This is a genomic window from Rhodococcus sp. JVH1, from assembly GCF_000280725.2.
GTDB lineage: Bacteria > Actinomycetota > Actinomycetes > Mycobacteriales > Mycobacteriaceae > Rhodococcus_F > Rhodococcus_F jostii_A.
Genome location: NZ_CP166289.1, coordinates 5328207 through 5342506, shown reverse-complemented (window position 1 = coordinate 5342506; position 14300 = coordinate 5328207). Strand labels below are relative to the sequence as shown.

Genomic DNA, 14300 nt, shown 5'->3' with positions numbered 1-14300 from the left:
CAGCACGCGGTACGCGCGCCGGACCATCAGCAACAACAGATGTTGGCGCACGTACGGCACAGGTCGACGGTGAGGCGTCGCACCAGGTGAGTCGTATGCACGAAGCAATTCCTACCGGATGGGAGGGAAATGAGCAAGCTCGGGGCAATCGGCGGCGATCAGCTCCAGCGCGCCTGGCCGCCGTCGAGCGGGATGGTGGCACCGGACAGGTACCCGGCGTCGGGGCCCACGAGGAAGACGACGGCACGTCCGATGTCCTGCTCGCAATCACCGATCCGGCCGAGTGGGATCGACTTCACGAACTCGGCGGCCTCCTCGGGATTGTTTTCGGTCCACCATTTCAGGCCCGGGGACAGTGCGTGCGGTGCAATCGCGTTGACGCGGATTCCGTCGGGTCCCCATTCGCTGGCCGCGGTCCGGGTGAGCGAGCGCATCGCCTCCTTGGTGGCCGCGTAGAGCCCGTAGCCGCTGGTGTCCCACCGCACGGCCGAGGAGCTGACGAGGTTGATGATCGAACCGCCGCCACGCGCTTTGAGGTGCGGGTAGCACAGCTGCATGAGGAACAGGGTGGCTACCGGGCCGACGGCCATGGCGCGGTCGAGAAGTTTCGGAGTGATGTCGAGGAGCGGTCCGAGTGCGCTCGCGTTGGCGTTGTTGACGAGGATGTCGATGCCACCGAATTCATCGACGACGCGGTCGACCATCGGGCCCAGCTGATCGCGTTTGCTGACGTCGCAGACGATCGGCTCGGCGACGCCGCCGAAGTCGGCGATGCCAGCGCATGTGTCGACGAGTTTCGCCTCCGTTCGCCCGACCACCGCGATCCGGACGCCCTCCTTGGCCAGTGCGAACGCCATCCCGGCGCCGACGCCCTGACCGGCGCCGGTGATCAGTGCGACCTTGCCGTCCAGTGTCCCCATCACGAGTCTCCTTTGCCGGTTTCCGTATCGGCTGCCCACCGGTTGGACGTCAGCCGGAAGCTGGGAATGTCGGACAGCGACATCACCGCCTCGTAGGTGCGCTCGTATCCGGTGTGGGCGATCCGCCATCGGCCGTCCGGTCCGCGGACGTAGCGGTCGGAGTAGAACGCCGCCCCGCGCAGCACCATGTCGTGTTCCGGGATGAGCACGGTGTCGGAGAGGTACCAGCGTCCGGTCGCCGTGTCGCCGTCGACGTCGATCTCCGGGTGACCGCAGTGGTGTTCGGTGATGGTCTGCGGCCCCAGATTCGACTTCATGAATTCGACCAGCGCGTCCCGCGACTCGAACGCGAGATGCTCACCGTAGTTCGCCGTTGCGTCGGGAAGGAGCGTGTCGGCGAACTCGTCCCAGCGTTTCGTGTCCAGGGCCCGCAGATACGCGTACTTGAGCCTGCTGATCGCGGCGACGGCCTCGAGATCCACGGAATTCACCCTTCGTCCGCCCCAAAACTGACACCTGTTCTACCACGGATCGCCAGGTGTGGGGGCGGACTCGGGGATTACCGGCCGACGCTGCCCGAGGCGGTCATCGGCTGACGCTGCCGGCGTCGACCGGCAGGGCGACGGAAGTGATGTATCGCGCCTCGTCCGAGGCCAGGAACAGCGCGGCGTTGGCCACGTCGACCGGCTCGATCCACGGAATCGGCAGCATGTTCATCGTCACGGCGGCCGCCGCGAACTCTTCACGGGTGGGGTGCTCGAGGTCGGGCCGGAACGCCCTCCGCACCATGTCGTTCTGGATCATGTCCGTGTCCACGTTCGTGGGATGCACACTGTTGACCCGCACCCGGTGCGGCGCGAGCTCCTTGGCCAGCGACCGCATCAGCCCCACCACCCCGTGCTTGGCCGCGGTGTAGTGGGCGACGCCGACGAGCCCGCGCAGACCCGCGATGGAACTCGTGAGGATCATCGCCCCGCCGCCCCGCTCGATCAGGTGTGGAGCCGCCGCCGTGCACGTGCGCCACACCCCCGTCAGATTGACGTCGAGCATCGTCTGCCACGTCTCGGAGTCGAGCTCCAGCGCGGCACCCGAGGACGTGATGCCCGCCGTGGCGCACACGAAGTCCAGCCCGCCCAGCTCGCCGGCTGCCGCGGTGACCGCCTCGGCGAGCGCCGTTCCGTCGCGCACGTCCACCTGCGCGGTCACGATCCGGCGACCGGTGTCCCGGACCAGTTTCGCGGTCTCCTCGAGATCCTCCGGACTCGCCGGTGGCGTCACCACCGTGCCGACCGGGCCGCACAGGTCGACGGCGACGACGTCCGCGCCCTCCTGTGCGAACCGCAACGCCTGCGCCCGGCCGATCCCGCGTGCGGCACCGGTGACCAGGACGACTCTTCCGTTCACTCGACCTGTCATCTCTACACCTTCTGGGTCAGTCCGGCGTCGACCACGAGTTGTGTGCCGGTGATGTATCGCGATTCGTCCGAGGCCAGGAACAGCAGCGCATTGCTGACGTCCCGCGAGTCCAGCCACGGAACGGGCAGCATGTGGTTCGCCGCGAGGACGGTGACGACGTCGTCCCGGGTCGGATTCGCGAGGTCCGGCCGCAGCCGTGCCATCGTCTCCGGGTTCAAGGTCATGCGGGTGCCGACGGCGCCGGGGTGCAGCACGTTGACCCGGATGAACTGCGGGCCGAGTTCGTTGGCGAGGGTCCGGGCCAACCCGACCACCGCGGTCTTGGACGCCGAATAGTGGGCGGCCCCGGCCACCGCCTTGATTCCGGCGGTCGAACTGACGATCACGACGGAACCGCCGCCGTCCCGCATCGCCGGGACCGCGGCCTTCGCCGTGTTCCACACACCGGTGAGGTTGACGTCGAGCGATCGGTGCCACACCGCGTCGTCGATCGTCCACGCCGGGCCGGGGTTGTCGCAGACACCCGCGTTCGCGACGACGACGTCGAGAGGGCCCAGTTCCGCGACTCCGGCGTCGACGGCCGCGCACAACGCCGCCGGGTCACGCACATCGGCGTGCGCGAGCACCGCCCGCCGGCCGAGTTCGCCGACCAGCCTTCCGGTTTCGGCGAGATCCGCCTCGGCCGACGGCAGATCGACGACGACGACGTCGGCGCCCTCCTCCGCGAGCCGGACCGCGTGACTGCGTCCCATGCCGTTCCCGGCACCGGTGATGAAGGCGACCTTGCCTGCCATCCGTGACATCGGTTTGTCCCTTCTAGTCCAGGCGGCCGGGAGTCGGGTAGCTGCGCAGGGAGAGCCCCACCCGCCCGTCCTCCACCGCGTCGTCGATCGAGCCGCGCAGCGCGCCGCAGGTGGGGACGAACATCGAGTGCTCCCCCTCCTGCGCACGCCGGGCGAACTCCGGGCAGGTCTGCTCGGCGTCGTCCAGCCACTGCACGCTCGTGTGCGCCTCGCTGTATTTCTCCACGAGCACCGTGTTACCGCAGCGCCGGCATTCGACCGGAAGCACTCAACTCACCGCCCCGGCTGCATGCCGAGCGCCGACCCAGCCGAACACCATCGCGGGACCGATCGTCGCGCCCGCCCCGGCGTAGTCGTTGCCCATCACGGACGCCGACGTGTTGCCGGTGGCGTAGAGGCCGGGGATCGGTTCGCCGCTGCTGCGGCACACCTGGCTGTGCTCGTTGCAGACGAGCCCGCCCTTGGTGCCGAGGTCGCCGGCTTCCATCCGCACCGCGTAGTACGGGGCCTTCTCCACCTCGTCCAGGGTCGGGTTGGGCAGTCGCGGGTCGCCGTAGTACCGGTCGTAGGCACTGTCGCCGCGGCCGAAGTCGGCGTCGACCCCCGCCCGCGCGAATCCGTTGAACCGGGCGATCTCCGCGGTCAGCGACTCCGCGGGAACGCCCATCTTCTGCGCGAGTTCGCCAAGGGTTGCGGCGCGCTGCATCAGCCCCGTCTCGAACCATTCCGCGGGGAACTTCTGCCCGGGCATCACACCACCGAACTGGTAGCGGCTCTTGGCCTTCGAGTCGAACACGAACCACACCGGGTCGTGGCCCCCGGCGATCTGGTCGTGAACGAACGACACGTACGGGGACGCCTCGTTGGTGAACCTCTTGCCGTTCTGGTCGACGATCAGCGACGGCGGAATCGACCGCTCCGATACCAGGACGTGCATGATGCCGTCCGGCCGCCGGAACGACGGCATCCACCAGGCGTCGTCCATCAGATCGACGGCCGCGCCGACCTGCTCGCCGGCGACGATTCCGTCTCCGGTGTTGTCGGGTGAGCCGGCGCTGTAGTTGTCCTTGCCGCCTTCCCGGAGGTACCGCTTGCGCATCTCCTCGCTCTGCTCGAATCCGCCGGTGGCCACCATGACGCCGCGGCGGGCACGGATGCGTAGTTCCCGTCCCCCGGACTCGACGACCGCGCCCGTGACAGCTCCGGATTCGTCCGTGACCAGACCCTTCAGCGGGGAGTTCAGCCACAGCGGAACCCCGGCCTCCTGGAGCGTGAGCCGCAGCCGGCCGACGAGGGCCTGCCCCAGAGTCTCCATCCGCCTGCGCCGCAGCATCGCGACGACCGAACGCCAGCCGACACCCAGCGCGGTCCTGCGTCCGGCCCAGGTGCGGAAGAACATGTTGAGGTGGCGGAATTCGGTGGACGTCATGTACAGCCCACCCGGCATCGCGAGGGAGTTCGGCCGCTGCAGGTCGCCGTCGGCGCCGAGCTGGTTCATGTCGAACGGCAACGGTTCGACCGTCCGCCCCTTCGGCCGTCCGCCCACGTTCTCGGGGTGGTAGTCGGAATAGTCCTCGCACCAGGAGAACCGGAGATGCGGGCAGTTCTGTTCGAAGAACCTCATCATGGCCGGGCCCTGCTCGATGTACGCGTCGAGGCGTTCGGCCGGCACGCTGTCGCCGATGATCGACTCCAGGTACTTCCGGACGTCGCCGGGGTCGTCGGCGCGGCCTTCACGGACGAGGATCGGCGAGTTGGGAATCCACAGGGCGCCACCCGACAGTGCCGTCGAACCGCCGTACACCCCTGACTTTTCGACGACGAGGGTGTCGAGCCCCCGCTCGGCCCCGGCGAGGGCGGCGGTCATTCCACCGGCACCGCTGCCGATCACCAGGAGATCTACCTCCCGGTCCCAGTTCTGCTCGTCTACGCTCATCGTGCACACCTTCCGAAGTGGTCTCGATCACACCCTGCCGGTGTCAATTGCTTTTTCCCACAGCCCTTCCCGCGGAGCGGGAGAAAGCGGCGCCGCCGCCGGGCGGGAGAAAGCGGCACCGCCGCCGGGCGGGAGAAAGAGCGGCTACGTGGCCGCGGTGAAGATGCCGAGTCCGCCGCGGTACACCAGGAGCGGCGGCGCATCCCTGAGCACGTCCAGGCCGGTGACGCGCGCGACGACGATGGTGTGGTCACCGGCGTCGTGCTCGAATTCGACGGTGGCCTGCACCCGGGCCAGCACGCCGTCGAGCGCCGGGGCACCGTTGCGGGCGTGCGACCACCCGACGTCGGCGAACTTGTCGGCACCGCTGGTCGCGAACGTCCCGCACACGTCGCGCTGGTCGTGGGCGAGGACGTTGACGCAGATGTGTTCGCTCGCGCGCAGTCGCGGCCAGCTGGTCGACGTCCGTGCGGGGCTGAACGACACGTACGGCGGGTCCAGCGACAGCGACACGAAGGACTGGCAGGTGAAGCCGTGGGGGCTCTCGCCGTCGTGCGCGGTGATCACCGTGACGCCGGTGCAGAAGTGCCCGAGCACGGACCTGAGCTCGGCGGGGTCGATGCGTCGTGCCGTCGGCGGCACGGGTTCTTCGGTTCGGGTCATCGTGTCTCCTCGGATCGACGGGTTGCGTTCAGCCTGGCCGCGGCGCCTGCCGGCGGGGAATGCCCCGTCCCGCCCAGCGGCAGGGTTTCGCGTGTCCGGCGGTCGGCGCACGGTTGATAGGCTCGGGAAATGCCATCGTCCGACCCCACACAGAGCTCCGGGTTCGCCGGCCTCCGATCGACGAGCTGGCCGGTACTCGGCATCCTGTCGTTCGGCGAGGAACTGTCCGGTTACGACCTGAAGAAGTGGGCGTCGTACAGTGTGCGTTTCTTCTACTGGAGCCCGTCCTTCAGCCAGGTGTATTCGGAGCTGAAGAAGCTGGAAGACCTGGGATACGTGACGTCCCGGACCGTCGTGGACGACGAGGCACGGGTGAAACCCAAGCGCCTGTACAAGATCACGGACGCGGGCATGGCCGTCATGCGCAGCTGGGCGCGGGAGGCGCCGATCGATCCGCCCGTCCTCAAGCACGGCGTGATGCTGCGCATGTGGCTCGGGCACCTCACCGAGCCGGAGCAGCTCAAAGATGCCCTGAAGGAGCACATCTCGTACGTGGAGGGGATGAGCAGGCAGGCCGCGCTCGACGCCCGCGATTCCGACGTCGAACCCACGTGGGCGTTCGCGCACATGGTCAACAAGTGGTCCGAGCGGTACTACGCCGCCGAGAGCGAGCTCGCGAGGCAGATGCTCGCCGACATCGACGAGGCAGTCGAGCGGATGCACGGTGAAGGGACGCCGGAACATCCCGGTGTGCCGAAACCGACCGCATCACCTTCGATCCGGCGCTCCCGCGAGGCGCAGAAGGAGTACCAGGCCGCGATGAAGGCGGCTCAGGACGCGGACGACGAGGCCGAGCGCGAAGACTAGTCGACCGGAGTCGACGCCGGTTCGGCCACCAGAGTCCGGAGCCGAGGCCACAGCTCCCGCCGCGCGGTCTGCGCCGCGGCCATCGCGTCGATCGTCAAGAATCCGTGGAACATTCCCTCGACCCGCCGGCACTGCACGGGAACACCGGCGTCGGCGAGCGCCCCGGCGTACTTCTCCCCCTCGTACCGGAGGGGATCGCGTTCGGCGGTGATCACGATCGCGGGTGGGAGCCCGCCGAGGTCCTCGGCCCGGACCGGGGCGGCATAGGCGGGTACGGTTTCGCGGTGGGTGGGCAGATACTGATCCCAATACCATTGCATCGCAGAGCGGGTGAGGAAATGATCCTCCGCGAACAGCTCGTAGGACTCGGTGTCGAAGACCGGTTCGATGACGGGGTAGATCAGTAGCTGTCCGGCGACGGCGGGGGCCTCCCGGTCCCGGGCCATCAGCGCCGCGACCGCCGCGAGGTTGCCCCCACTGCTGTCGCCGGCGACGAGAAGACGGTCCGGATCGCCGCCGAACTCACGGGCGTGCTGCGCGACCCAGCACGTCGCGGTGTAGGCGTCGTCCGCTGCGGCGGGCCACTGCGATTCCGGGGCGAGTCGATAGTCGACGGAGACGACGACGGCGCCGATCCCGTTGCACATCGCGCGGCAGAAGCCGTCGTGGCTGTCGAGGTCGCAGATCACGAACCCGCCGCCGTGAAAGAAGACGACGACGGGCAGGGATTCCGCGGGATGCCCTGCCGGCAAATAGATCCGCACGGCAATCGGTCCGGCGTCGCCGCGGATCTCCCGGTCGCACACACTACCGACCGGCTCGGGGTCGGCGACGGCCTTGCGTCCCGCCCTCGTCGCCGCCCGCGCCTGCGCGCCCGTCATGGTCTCCACCCGGGGGAAGTTCTCGTTCAGTCCCCGGAGGATGGTTTCGGCCTGCTCGTCGAGCGGCATTCGTGCTCCTTCGTCCCGCCTCAGGCGGAGTATCGGTCGGCCCGTCCGGCGGCCGGCGTCGCGGTCGACATGTAGTTGCGCCAGGTGCCCTTGGCGGACATGCGGATCGGCGCGGTCAGGCGGTGATCGAGCTTGATCTGGCTGCTCGGACCGCACACGGAGATGGCCGCGACCACGTTGTCCTCGGTGCCCACCGGCACGGCGACGCAGCTGACGCCCACGAGATCCTCTTCCCGGTCGTACGCCGCTCCGCGTTCCCGGGTCTTCTGCAACTCGGCACGGAATGCCGCGGGCGAGTCGATGCTGAATCGTGTGCTGCGGGGCAGACCCGCTTCGACGACGCGGTCGACCACGGACTCGGGCGAGTGGGCCAGCAGCACCTTGCCGACGCTCGTACAGTGCGCGGGTTGGCGGCCGCCGACGCGGGACGGCAACCCGACCCCGAACCGTCCGGCGATCTTCTCCAGGTACACGACATCGATCCCCTCGAGCACCGCGAGGTGCACGGCGTGCCCGGTGAGCCGGTGGAGTTCGTGCAGGAACGGCAGGGCGGCCCGGTGAAGACGGTCCTGGTGCACGGCCAGCGACCCGAGTTCGAACAGCCGCATGCCGAGTTCGTAGTCCCGGCCTTCCCGGCGGAGCCACCGCAGCTGGACGAGACGTTCGAGCATCCGGTGCGCGGAGGAGCGCGGAAGCCCCGTGCGGCGCACGATCTGCGCGAGCGTGAGCCTGCCCGGGCCGTCGAAGGCGTCGAGGAGAAGGGCGGCGCGATCGAGGCCGGCGGTGGGGGTGGGGCTGAGTGTCGTCGTCATGGGGACCTCCGTAGCGGCGCTGCTCGGTGCGGCGACGCGGTGTGTGACTGGCGACACTTACTATAAATAGGCATATGCCTATTTGCAATAGTGGTGCCTGAACGACCCCGAACAGCCCAAAGGCCCGGTACACGCATCGAGTGGATACGCACACCGGGCCCGGACACCCCTTACATGGCCGCCAGCGGCTCGCTTCCGGACCAGTCGTGGCCCCAGTAGCTGTCGGCGGTGATCTCCTCCGCGGAGTAGTACTTCTCGTCCACCTTCATGCCCTCGGTGCCGAACTCGATGTCCCATCCGCCGGGGGCACGCACGTAGAACGACACCATCTTGTCGTTCGTGTGGCGGCCGAGGGTCGAGGAGACGGAGAACCCGTCCTTGACGACGCGGTCGAGCGCCTGCCCGACGGCGTCGAGCGTGTCGACCTCCACCATGATGTGCACCAGACCCGGCGCCCCGCCGTGCGGTGCGGGGCACAGGGCCAGGCTGTGGTGCCGCTCGTTGACACCCAGGAAGCGCACCCGCATCGGACCGAACTCCGGCGGTGCCGGGATGCGGAAGGCGCCGCGGGGCAGGAGGCCGAGCACCTCGGTGTAGAAGTCGAACGCCCCGCTGAAATCCATCACCGGCAGCACCACGTGGCCGAGACCCTGCGCCCCCGTCACGAACTTCGCGCCGAACGGGGTCACCACCGGGCTGTGGTCGAGGACGGCGCCGTGGAAGATCTCGATCGTCGCACCGGTCGGATCCTGGAACGTGACGACCTCTTCGACGCGGCGGGCGTCGGCCTCTTCCACCGACAACGGTTTGACGGCGATTCCGGCACCCTCGACCGCCTCCTGGACGCGGACCAGGCCCGCATGATCGCGGACCTCCCACCCGATGGTGACGACCTCGTCCGTCTCGCCCGGCACGATCACGATGCGGGCCGCGCGCTCGTCCATGCGGAGGTACAGGGCGTCCTCGTCCGGGCCCGAACCCTCGGCGAATCCGAGCACGTCGAACGCGAACGTGCGCCACCGCTCCAGGTCGTTGGTCTGGATCTTGACGTAGCCAAGCCCCTTGATGTCTGTCATGTGTTGTCCTTCTGCTGTTTTCGAGGTCCGACGGCGGTCAGATCATCGACTTGAGGTTGTCGGCCGGGTCGAGGCCGAGGGAGCTGAGCGCCGAGGCGTGGTAGACGGTGCTCGGCACGTGGATGGCGTGCGCCAGGCCGGCGTGCGCGTCCCGCCAGTACCGCTGCAGCGGCTTGTCCATGCGCAGCGCGTTGCCGCCGGAGCGGGCGAAGATCTGGTCGACGGCGGTGACCGCACGCCACGCGGCACGCACCTGCGTCCGGCGCCCGGCCGCACGGTCCTCGAACGTGACTTCTCTGCCCGATTCGACGAGGTCCCAGATCCTGTCGACGTTGGCGAGCAGTTCCTGGCGTGCGGCGTTGATGTCGGCGGCGGCCTCGCCCACGGCGAACAGGACGTAGGGGTCGTCCTTGATCGCGGTACCCTGCGCGCCGACGCGGTCGCGCTGGTAGTCGAGGTGAGCGGCCAAGGCGCCCTCGGCGATTCCCACCACGGCGGAGGAGATCCCGAGCGGGAACATCGTCGACCACGGCATGTTGTACAGCGTCTCGGTGCGCCCGAACTTCTGCACCGCGGTGCCGTTCATGACCTCGTCGGCGTCCATCACCCGGTAGTCGGGGACGAACGCGTTCCGGACGATGATGTCCTTGGAACCGGTGCCCTTGAGCCCGACGACGTTCCACGAGTCCTCGACGATCTCGTAGTCGCTGCGCGGCAGGATCATGTGCAGCATCTTCGGCGGCAGGGCCATGGCGCCGTCCTTGTCGCCGAGCATCGCGCCGAGGAAGATCCAGTCGCAGTGATCGGTTCCCGACGAGAACTGCCAGCGTCCAGTGAAGAGGTAGCCGCCGTCGACCGGGGTCGCGATCCCGGTCGGCGCGTACGGCGAAGCCATCCAGGTGTCGTTGTCGGCCGCCCACACCTCGTCCTGCACCTTCGGGTCGGCGAACGCCAGCTGCCAGGGGTGCACGCCGACGATGCCGCACACCCAACCGGTCGCCGGGTCGAGGGACGCCGCGGCCATCACCGTCTCCGCGAACTCGCGCGGATGAGCCTCGTAGCCGCCGAACTTGCCGGGCTGGAGGAGCTTGATCGGCCCGGCCTCGCGGAGCTTCTTCGCCGTGTCGTCGGGCAGCCGGCCGATCCGCTCGGCCTCGGGCGCCTGATCGCGGAGCTGATCCGCGATCGCCATGATGTTGTCGAGAACCTCGTGGGTCATCTGTCGTGTCCTTCTTCTCGGAGCCGGCTCAGGCGTTGGTGTCGAGCGGCACGACGCCGTTGGCGAGGTTGTCGGCAACCTCCGCCTCCCAGCTCTGCACCGCCCTGGTGGTGTCGATCTCGAATTCGAAGCGCTTGGTCATGTCGTCGGTGATGTCCTCGACGTCCACGTAGAACTGCTGGTACCAGCGACGCAGCTGGTACACCGGCCCGTCCTCCTCCGACAGCAGCGGGTTGTCGATGCGCGACTTGTTGAGCCAGATGTCGACGTCCTGCTTGAATCCGAGTTCCACGCCCTCGGCGAACTGCGCCGCCATGCCGTTCGCCACCTCGTCGGACAGCCCCTCGGGCTTCTTCACCATGGCGCCCCACTGCAGGACGAACGAATTCGCGGTGACCGGGTAGTGGCAGTTGATCAGCACCGTCTCGATCATCATGCCGTTCGCTTCGCTCCACAGCTTGTCGATCATGTAGGACGGGCCGAAGTACGACGCGTCCGAGCGCAGCGTCGAATTGGGGTCGTCGTAACTGGTGCCCACCGAGATGTCGTGGCGGGGCGTCGACTGCATGTACTGGGTGGCCACGTGCCCTTCGAAGACGTTCTTGAAGTAGCGCGGGAACGAGAAGTGGACGTAGTAGAAGTGCGCCATGTCGACCACGTTGTCGACGATCTCGCGGCAGTGCGAGCCCTCGACGAGCAGCGAATTCCAGGTCCAGTCGGTCCATTCCGGGGAGCCGAATCCCTCGATCTCGGGGATCGTCACGTCGGCGGGCGGCGGGTTGCCCTGCGGGTCGTTCCAGACGTAGAGCTGCCCGTTGCGCTCGATGGTCGTCCAGGCCCGGGTCCGCGCCAGCGGCGGGACGCGTCGCGCATACGGGATTCCCGTGCACTTGCCGTTGCCGCCCCAGCGCCAGTCGTGGAACGGGCAGGCGATGGAGTCGCCCTTCACGGTGCCGTGCGCCAGGTTGCCACCCATGTGGCGGCAGTAGGCGTCGAGCACACTGAGGGTCCCGTCGGACGTCTCGAACACCACCAGCGACGTCCCGAACGCATCGATCTGATGCGGGGTGCCGTCCCTGAAGGTCTTCGCCAGACCCAGGCAATGCCACCCCCGCGCGAAACGCGTTGGTGCCGATCCCACTTCGATCATCCGGACTTCGTCGCCGTCAACGGCACTGTTGCGCGCCATGTCTACCTCCGCCTCGCTGTACGTCAAGAACACCCTCGGGGTGTGGTGTAGCTCATAGTCGGCGTACGCGGTCGGCTGCGGTACCCGGCTCTCCCACTCAGCGAGAGGCTTTCGTATCCACGCCTCGGAGCGGAAGTTCGGCGTCCCGATCACAGGGACCACACCCCCCGTTTACGGGCCGCGGCGACTACCGTCCGGATCACATACCCGGAAATTGGGAGGAACGATGGCCGCACTCATCTCTTCGCAGCCGTACACAGCGGAGGTTCGCCGGCTCTGCGCCGACGCCGTTCCGAGCGAGGTGGTCGTCGCACCCGAACCGGGGGCGGCCGTCGAGCACGACTTCCTCCTGCTGCGACCGCACCGGACCTCACACGACGCCCTGTCCCCGCAGGTCCGGAGGGTGGGCGACCACGACCTGCTCGTCCGCTTCCGCAACCGCGACGAGCAGCTGGTCTTCGAGTTCTGGACGAACAGCTTCACCGGAACTCCGACGTCCGACGACCAGTCGGTGGACCTGCTGGAGCGCTACTGCGCCGAGCAGTTCCCCGGGACTCTCCGCAGGTTCCGCACCCGCATCCGGCAGGCCGTGCCGTCCGGGGCGGACTTCTCCGCGTCGCTGCGGCAGACGTACGTCCAGGACGGCACACGCATGGCGGACGTCACCGTCACGTGCACACGGGGCGATGCCGTGCTCGCTCAGGCGTGGGCCACGTACGCGCTGCCCGACTGAGCTCGACCTCGTTCTCCCACGAATTGGTCAGCCGCGCAGGCAATTGCCTGCGCGGCTGACCATCGTCTGTGAAACTATCCCACCGGGTCGGCCAGCCTCGTCCGGGACCGGCTGAACTCGAAACCGCGGAACCCCTCCTCGGCGACGTCCGCGCAGATCCGCCCGTACGCGCCGAAGCCCCCGAGGTACGGCATGAACACGCGGGGCTTGCCCGGGATGTTCGCGCCCATGTACCAGGAGTTCGCCAACGGGAACAGGGTCTGCGCGGCAAGGTCGCGGCAGTGCTCCACCCACTGCTCGGTGGCGGGGACGGACGCCTCGATCGCGTCGTAGTCCTTCTCCCACAGGTGCCCGATGCAGTCCGCGATCCAGTCGACGTGCTGTTCGGCGCCGAGCACCATGTTCGCCAGCACCGACGGGCTTCCCGGCCCCGTCACGACGAACAGGTTCGGGAACCCCGGAACACCCAGACCGAGATAGGTTTTCGGCCCCTCACTCCAGTACTCGGAAAGCGGCACACCGCCGCGTCCGACGATCCGCATGCGGTCGAGGGCGCCGGTCATGGCATCGAATCCGGTGGCGAACACCAGCGTGTCGAGGGCGTAGTCGGCGTCGGCGGTGGTGATCCCCGACGGGGTGATCGATTCGATCGGCGCCGCCTTCAGATCCACCAGGGTGACGTTCGGCCGGTTGTACGTTTCGAAATAGTGGGTGTCGGTGACGATCCGCTTGGTCCCGATGGGGTGATCGTTCGGGATCAGCTTGTCCGCGACGGCGGGGTCGTCGACGAGCAGGCGAATCTTCTCCTCGGCGAACTCGCGTGCCGTCGCGTTCGCGGCCTCGGTCTTCGTCTGGTCCGGAAAGGTTTTCGCGAACAGCACCCCGCCGAGCTTCCACCGCGTTTCGTAGGCCTCGCGACGTTCCTCGTCGGAGACGTCCAGCGCCGACTTCGGGTGGGCGTTGTACGGCGAGCCGCCACCGCTTTCCCTGGACAGCCTCCGGCGCTCCTCGTAACCCGCCTTGATCGCGCGCCGCATCTCGTCGTCCCACGCCTGGTTGCCCGCCGGGACGCTGTAGTTGGCGCTGCGCTGGAACACGTACAGGTGTTCGGCCTGCTCGGCGATGAGGGGAATCGACTGAATTCCCGAGGAACCGGTGCCGATGATCCCGACCCGCCTGCCGGTGAAGTCGACACCCTCGTGCGGCCACTGACCGGTGTGATGGGTGTCCCCGGTGAACGATTCACGGCCGGCGATGTTCGGCATGTTCGCGGTGGACAGCGCACCGGTCGCGAAGATGCAGTACCGGGCGGACAGGACGTCGCCGCGGTCGGTGCGTACCTCCCACCGGAGCGACTCCTCGTCCAGTTCCGCGAAGGTCACCCGGGTGCCGAACAGGAAACGGTCGCGCAGGTCGAACCGGTCCGCGACATGATTGATGTACGCCAGGATCTCGGGCTGGGTGGCGTACTTCTCGCTCCAGTCCCACTCCTGCTCGAGCTCCCGCGAGAACGAGTACGAATAGTCGACGCTTTCCACGTCGCACCGGGCGCCGGGATAGCGGTTCCAGTACCACGTTCCGCCGACGCCTCCCGCCGCCTCCACACCCTGGACGGTCAGACCCAGGCTCCGCAACTTGTGGACGGCGTACAGTCCCGCGAATCCCGCGCCGACGACAACCGCGTCCACGTCGCCGATCCGATTCGCACGAGCATCA

15 protein-coding genes are annotated in these 14300 nt (G+C 68.1%); 2 read left to right on the top strand and 13 right to left on the bottom strand.

The genetic code is table 11. The features are described from left to right. Positions 1-158 precede the first annotated feature (158 nt). The 7 genes from JVH1_RS24790 to JVH1_RS24760 all read right to left on the bottom strand — a co-directional run bounded on the left by JVH1_RS24790 (position 159) and on the right by JVH1_RS24760 (position 5738). Positions 159-920, bottom strand: a complete 762-nt coding sequence (locus JVH1_RS24790) for an SDR family NAD(P)-dependent oxidoreductase (RefSeq protein ID WP_009475164.1) — start codon at positions 918-920, stop codon at positions 159-161. Beyond that, positions 920-1402: a nuclear transport factor 2 family protein gene (locus JVH1_RS24785; protein ID WP_009475165.1), complete on the bottom strand. Its 483-nt coding sequence runs from the start codon at positions 1400-1402 to the stop codon at positions 920-922. Before JVH1_RS24785 ends, JVH1_RS24790 begins: the two co-directional genes overlap by 1 nt. Before the next feature lie 103 nt (positions 1403-1505). Next, positions 1506-2336, bottom strand: a complete 831-nt coding sequence (locus tag JVH1_RS24780) for a mycofactocin-coupled SDR family oxidoreductase (RefSeq protein ID WP_009475166.1) — start codon at positions 2334-2336, stop codon at positions 1506-1508. A gap of 2 nt (positions 2337-2338) precedes the next feature. Further along, positions 2339-3139, bottom strand: coding sequence for a mycofactocin-coupled SDR family oxidoreductase (locus tag JVH1_RS24775; RefSeq protein WP_009475167.1), 801 nt, complete (start codon positions 3137-3139; stop codon positions 2339-2341). Between the two features lie 13 nt (positions 3140-3152). Continuing rightward, on the bottom strand, positions 3153-3407 hold the full coding sequence (locus JVH1_RS24770; RefSeq protein WP_043779041.1) for a hypothetical protein: 255 nt from the start codon (positions 3405-3407) through the stop codon (positions 3153-3155). Further along, positions 3408-5075: an FAD-binding protein gene (locus tag JVH1_RS24765; protein ID WP_009475169.1), complete on the bottom strand. Its 1668-nt coding sequence runs from the start codon at positions 5073-5075 to the stop codon at positions 3408-3410. 144 nt (positions 5076-5219) lie between these two features. Further along, positions 5220-5738, bottom strand: coding sequence for a flavin reductase family protein (locus tag JVH1_RS24760; RefSeq protein ID WP_009475170.1), 519 nt, complete (start codon positions 5736-5738; stop codon positions 5220-5222). 129 nt (positions 5739-5867) lie between these two features. Here JVH1_RS24760 and JVH1_RS24755 point away from each other — a divergent pair, with 129 nt between their 5' ends. Next, positions 5868-6605 carry a PadR family transcriptional regulator gene (locus JVH1_RS24755; RefSeq protein WP_009475171.1) on the top strand — a complete coding sequence of 246 codons (738 nt, stop codon included), beginning with the start codon at positions 5868-5870 and terminating at the stop codon, positions 6603-6605. On the opposite strand, the gene JVH1_RS24750 is transcribed toward JVH1_RS24755, so the two are convergent. The 5 genes from JVH1_RS24750 to JVH1_RS24730 form a co-directional block, all read right to left on the bottom strand. Further along, a complete protein-coding gene (locus tag JVH1_RS24750) occupies positions 6602-7555 on the bottom strand; it encodes an alpha/beta hydrolase (RefSeq protein WP_009475172.1) in 954 nt (317 codons plus the stop codon). The genes JVH1_RS24755 and JVH1_RS24750 overlap by 4 nt on opposite strands. 20 nt (positions 7556-7575) lie before the next feature. Next, complete coding sequence (locus tag JVH1_RS24745; RefSeq protein WP_007297613.1) at positions 7576-8367, bottom strand: IclR family transcriptional regulator; 792 nt, start codon at positions 8365-8367, stop codon at positions 7576-7578. A 170-nt stretch (positions 8368-8537) separates the two neighbouring features. Next, the gene (gene bphC, locus JVH1_RS24740; RefSeq protein ID WP_009475173.1) at positions 8538-9443 is read right to left on the bottom strand and encodes a biphenyl-2,3-diol 1,2-dioxygenase; all 906 of its coding nucleotides are present in this window, start codon (positions 9441-9443) and stop codon (positions 8538-8540) included. Positions 9444-9480: 37 nt separating this feature from the next. Next, positions 9481-10662, bottom strand: a complete 1182-nt coding sequence (locus tag JVH1_RS24735; protein WP_009475174.1) for an acyl-CoA dehydrogenase family protein — start codon at positions 10660-10662, stop codon at positions 9481-9483. A 28-nt stretch (positions 10663-10690) separates the two neighbouring features. Continuing rightward, on the bottom strand, positions 10691-11851 hold the full coding sequence (locus JVH1_RS24730) for a Rieske 2Fe-2S domain-containing protein (protein WP_016882564.1): 1161 nt from the start codon (positions 11849-11851) through the stop codon (positions 10691-10693). A gap of 226 nt (positions 11852-12077) precedes the next feature. On the opposite strand from JVH1_RS24730, the gene JVH1_RS24725 reads away from it, so the two are divergent. Further along, positions 12078-12584: a hypothetical protein gene (locus tag JVH1_RS24725; RefSeq protein ID WP_009475176.1), complete on the top strand. Its 507-nt coding sequence runs from the start codon at positions 12078-12080 to the stop codon at positions 12582-12584. Between the two features lie 74 nt (positions 12585-12658). On the opposite strand, the gene JVH1_RS24720 is transcribed toward JVH1_RS24725, so the two are convergent. Next, positions 12659-14281 (bottom strand): NAD(P)/FAD-dependent oxidoreductase, encoded by a 1623-nt coding sequence (locus JVH1_RS24720; RefSeq protein ID WP_043779108.1) that lies wholly within the window; start codon positions 14279-14281, stop codon positions 12659-12661. Positions 14282-14300 lie beyond the last annotated feature (19 nt).

Bases quoted from the DNA above. Each gene is read 5' to 3' on its own strand.
- JVH1_RS24775 (WP_009475167.1), bottom strand. From the start codon at position 3,139: ATGTCACGGATGGCAGGCAAGGTCGCCTTCATCACCGGTGCCGGGAAC.
- JVH1_RS24745 (WP_007297613.1), bottom strand. From the start codon at position 8,367: ATGACGACGACACTCAGCCCCACCCCCACCGCCGGCCTCGATCGCGCC.
- JVH1_RS24725 (WP_009475176.1), top strand. From the start codon at position 12,078: ATGGCCGCACTCATCTCTTCGCAGCCGTACACAGCGGAGGTTCGCCGG.
- JVH1_RS24760 (WP_009475170.1), bottom strand. From the start codon at position 5,738: ATGACCCGAACCGAAGAACCCGTGCCGCCGACGGCACGACGCATCGAC.
- JVH1_RS24790 (WP_009475164.1), bottom strand. From the start codon at position 920: ATGGGGACACTGGACGGCAAGGTCGCACTGATCACCGGCGCCGGTCAG.
- JVH1_RS24755 (WP_009475171.1), top strand. From the start codon at position 5,868: ATGCCATCGTCCGACCCCACACAGAGCTCCGGGTTCGCCGGCCTCCGA.
- JVH1_RS24750 (WP_009475172.1), bottom strand. From the start codon at position 7,555: ATGCCGCTCGACGAGCAGGCCGAAACCATCCTCCGGGGACTGAACGAG.
- bphC (WP_009475173.1), bottom strand. From the start codon at position 9,443: ATGACAGACATCAAGGGGCTTGGCTACGTCAAGATCCAGACCAACGAC.
- JVH1_RS24735 (WP_009475174.1), bottom strand. From the start codon at position 10,662: ATGACCCACGAGGTTCTCGACAACATCATGGCGATCGCGGATCAGCTC.
- JVH1_RS24780 (WP_009475166.1), bottom strand. From the start codon at position 2,336: ATGACAGGTCGAGTGAACGGAAGAGTCGTCCTGGTCACCGGTGCCGCA.
- JVH1_RS24730 (WP_016882564.1), bottom strand. From the start codon at position 11,851: ATGGCGCGCAACAGTGCCGTTGACGGCGACGAAGTCCGGATGATCGAA.
- JVH1_RS24765 (WP_009475169.1), bottom strand. From the start codon at position 5,075: ATGAGCGTAGACGAGCAGAACTGGGACCGGGAGGTAGATCTCCTGGTG.